Below are 3469 nucleotides of genomic sequence, written 5' to 3' on the forward strand. Positions count from 1 at the left end.
TCCGTGCCGGCCCAGGGCGGCGGCGTCGGGCAGGATGACGACCTCCATCAGCGCGCCTCCCGCCCGGGACGCGGCGCGGGTCCCCCGGCCCGGGCGTCGATCGCGTGCATGCTCATCCTCTGCTCGTCTCGGCGTGCGGGCCGACCGGGCCTCAGCCCAGGTAGGCGCCCTCGGCGGCGGAGTGCACCAGCTTGGCGTACTTACCCAGCACGCCCGTGGTGAACTTCGGCTCCACCGGCTCCCAGGACTCGCGGCGGGCGGCGAGCTCGGCCTCGTCCACGAGCAGGTCCATGGTGCGTCCGGCGATGTCCACGCGGATGCGGTCGCCGTCCTGCACCAGCCCGATCGGCCCTCCCTCGGCGGCCTCGGGGGCGATGTGGCCGATGCACAGGCCGGTGGTGCCGCCGGAGAAGCGCCCGTCGGTGATCAGCAGGACGTCCTTGCCCAGACCCGCCCCCTTGATCGCGCCGGTGATCGCGAGCATCTCGCGCATGCCCGGACCGCCCTTCGGCCCCTCATAGCGGATGACCACCACGTCGCCGGCGGCGATGGTCCCGTCCTCGAGGGCGTCCATGGCGGCGCGCTCCCGGTCGAAGACGCGCGCGGTGCCCTCGAAGACGTCCGCATCGAAGCCGGCGGACTTCACGACAGCGCCCTCCGGGGCCAGCGAGCCGTGGAGGATCGCGATGCCGCCGTTGGGGTGCAGCGCGTCGTCCATGGTCCGGATGACCTTGCCGTCCACCGGGTCCGGATCGAGCGCGGCCAGGTTCTCGGCGAGGGTCTTGCCGGTGACGGTGAGGGTGTCCCCGTGCAGCAGGCCCTCGTCCAGCAGGGCCTTCATGACCACCGGGACGCCGCCGATGCGGTCCACGTCCGTCATGACGTACTGACCGAACGGCTTGAGGTCGGCGATGTGCGGGGTGCGGTCGGCGATGCGGTTGAAGTCGGACAGCTGCAGGTCCACGCCCGCCTCCCGGGCGATGGCGAGCAGGTGCAGCACGGCGTTGGTGGAGCCGCCGAACGCCATGGTCACGGCGATCGCGTTCTCGAACGCGGGCTTGGTCATGATGTCCCGGGCCGTGATGCCCTGGCGGAGCATGTTCACCACGGCCTCGCCGGAGCGGCGCGCGAAGGCGTCGCGGCGGCGGTCCGCGGAGGGGGCGGCGGCGGAACCGGGCAGGGACATGCCGAGGGCCTCACCGATGGAGGCCATGGTGTTGGCGGTGTACATGCCGCCGCAGGCGCCCTCACCCGGGGCGATGGACTTCTCGATGCGGAGCAGGTCCTCCTCGGACATGAGACCGCGGGCGCAGGCGCCGACCGCCTCGAAGGCGTCGATGATGGTCACCTGCCTCTCGGTGCCGTCGGTCAGGCGGGCCACGCCCGGCATGATCGAGCCGGCGTAGACGAACACGGACGCCAGGTCCAGGCGGGCGGCGGCCATGAGCATGCCCGGCAGCGACTTGTCGCAGCCGGCGAGCAGGACGGAGCCGTCCAGGCGCTCGGCCATCATCACGGTCTCCACCGAGTCCGCGATCACCTCGCGGGAGACGAGCGAGAAGTGCATGCCCTCGTGGCCCATGGAGATGCCGTCCGAGACGGAGACCGTGCCGAACTCCAGCGGATATCCGCCGGCGGCGTGGACGCCGTCCTTCGAGGCCTGGGCGAGGCGGTCCAGGGAGAGGTTGCAGGGAGTGATCTCGTTCCAGGACGACGCGATGCCGATCTGCGGCTTGCCGAAGTCCTCGTCCCCCATGCCGACCGCGCGGAGCATGCCGCGGGCGGCGGTGCGCTCCATCCCGTCGGTGACGTCGCGCGAGCGCGGCTTGATGTCGGGAGCGGCGGACGGGGTGCTGGGAGTCGACGCGGCGGAGTCCATGCCGCGGAGTCTAGTGAGCACGGCGCCACCGGGCCGACGCGACGTCCCCGTGTGACGGGTGCCGCAGCATGACACGCGCGGACGGGTCCGCGTACGTTGGGCCCATGGACACGCCCACCCTGCACAGACGGCTGCGCCGCGTCTTCGATGCGCGCGTGTTCAACCACGGCGACTACAACGTCGTCTACGGCCAGCCCTCGGGCTCCTCCTCCCCCCTCGTGATCGGCTACCGCCACCAGCCGCTCGAGATGCTGCTGTGCCCGTTCGACCCCACCTCCACCCCGGACGACCACGACCGCCGCGCGCCGGGCGTGGCCGAGGACGACCCGCACGGCCCGGTGACCGAGGCCTCCACGGACCGCGCCGACGTCGTCGAGGTGGGCCTGGCCAACGTGGCCACCGTGGCGGACACGGGCAGCGGCTATCAGGTGGAGACCGTCACGGGCTTCCGGACGTGGTTCGACGTCCCGGAGCACACGCGGGTGCCGGTGGGCGACCTCACGGAGGACGGCACCGCGGAGCTCGACCAGGCCGAGGACGCCACCGACTTCCACGCCTTCATGACCGCCTTCATGGACGAACTGGACCGCCTCTACGCGACCCCGGAGACGGACGCGACGGACGTCACGCCCCCCGATTTGCGCGGCGTCTGAAACCCCTGGTAGGGTTTCACCTCGTTGCACGGCGCACCGGAGAGATCCGAGAGGCGGTGCGGCACCTGCACCTCTAGCTCAACCGGTAGAGCATCTGACTCTTAATCAGCAGGTTCCGGGTTCGAGTCCCGGGGGGTGCACCCACCGAAGCGAAGGCCCCGTCTCCACGGAGACGGGGCCTTCGTCGTCCCCGCTCCCCGCCCGGGCCCACCGTAGGCTGGGGCCCATGACCGACACGACCCAGCACCGCCTCCAGCCCGGCGACACGGCACCCGCGTTCACCCTCCAGGACCAGGAGGGCCGGCCCGTCTCGCTGCGCGACAGCGCGGGCAAGCACACGATCGTCTACTTCTACCCGGCCGCGTCCACGCCCGGCTGCACCACGCAGGCCTGCGACTTCCGGGACAGCCTCGCCTCCCTGACCGCGGCCGGCTACGTCGTCCTGGGGATCTCCCCCGACCCGATCGGCAAGATCATCCGGTTCGCCGAGCAGGAGGGCCTGACGTTCCCCCTGCTCTCGGACGAGGACCACGCGGTGGCCGAGGCCTACGGCGCCTGGGGCGAGAAGAAGAACTACGGGCGGACCTTCGAGGGTCTGATCCGCTCCACGATCGTCGTCGGCCCGGACGGGAAGGTCACCCACGCGCAGTACAACGTGAAGGCGACCGGCCACGTGGCCCGACTGCGCCGCACCCTCGGCCTCGACGAGGCCTGATCCCCGCCCGCCGCGCCCGGGCGCCGCACGGTAGGATCGGGCCTCGCCCCGCCCGCGCGGGGTGTGCGCGGGCGTGGCGGAACTGGTAGACGCGCTGGATTTAGGTTCCAGTGTCCTGGACGTGGGGGTTCGAGTCCCCCCGCCCGCACTCCCCGGGCCCGCCCGACCCCGACGTCACCTGCCAGAGGAGGCCGCCATGCAGCCCACTCGCCGCGCCTTCCT

At 72.0% G+C, this 3469-nt stretch carries 3 protein-coding genes and 2 tRNA genes; 4 read left to right on the forward strand and 1 reads right to left on the reverse strand.

What is annotated here, in order from left to right; genetic code table 11:
* Positions 1 to 151 precede the first annotated feature (151 nt).
* Positions 152 to 1879, reverse strand: coding sequence for a dihydroxy-acid dehydratase (ilvD, locus tag D8M29_RS10105; protein WP_036382119.1), 1728 nt, complete (start codon positions 1877 to 1879; stop codon positions 152 to 154).
* Positions 1880 to 1983: 104 nt separating this feature from the next.
* On the opposite strand from ilvD, the gene D8M29_RS10110 reads away from it, so the two are divergent.
* From D8M29_RS10110 to D8M29_RS10125, 4 genes are all read left to right on the forward strand, one after another.
* Entirely contained in the window at positions 1984 to 2532 is a 549-nt protein-coding gene (locus D8M29_RS10110) for a hypothetical protein (RefSeq protein WP_095353806.1), read from the forward strand.
* A gap of 67 nt (positions 2533 to 2599) precedes the next feature.
* Positions 2600 to 2672, forward strand: a tRNA-Lys gene (locus tag D8M29_RS10115).
* 86 nt (positions 2673 to 2758) lie between these two features.
* Positions 2759 to 3247 (forward strand): thioredoxin-dependent thiol peroxidase, encoded by a 489-nt coding sequence (gene bcp, locus D8M29_RS10120; protein ID WP_010078986.1) that lies wholly within the window; start codon positions 2759 to 2761, stop codon positions 3245 to 3247.
* A 67-nt stretch (positions 3248 to 3314) separates the two neighbouring features.
* Positions 3315 to 3395, forward strand: a tRNA-Leu gene (locus tag D8M29_RS10125).
* Positions 3396 to 3469 lie beyond the last annotated feature (74 nt).

It is taken from the genome of Micrococcus sp. HSID17227 (assembly GCF_003989405.1).
Classification (GTDB): Bacteria; Actinomycetota; Actinomycetes; order Actinomycetales; family Micrococcaceae; genus Micrococcus; species Micrococcus luteus.

Coding starts and splice junctions, on each gene's coding strand:
- ilvD (WP_036382119.1), bottom strand. CDS start 1,879: ATGGACTCCGCCGCGTCGACTCCCAGCACCCCGTCCGCCGCTCCCGAC.
- D8M29_RS10110 (WP_095353806.1), top strand. CDS start 1,984: ATGGACACGCCCACCCTGCACAGACGGCTGCGCCGCGTCTTCGATGCG.
- bcp (WP_010078986.1), top strand. CDS start 2,759: ATGACCGACACGACCCAGCACCGCCTCCAGCCCGGCGACACGGCACCC.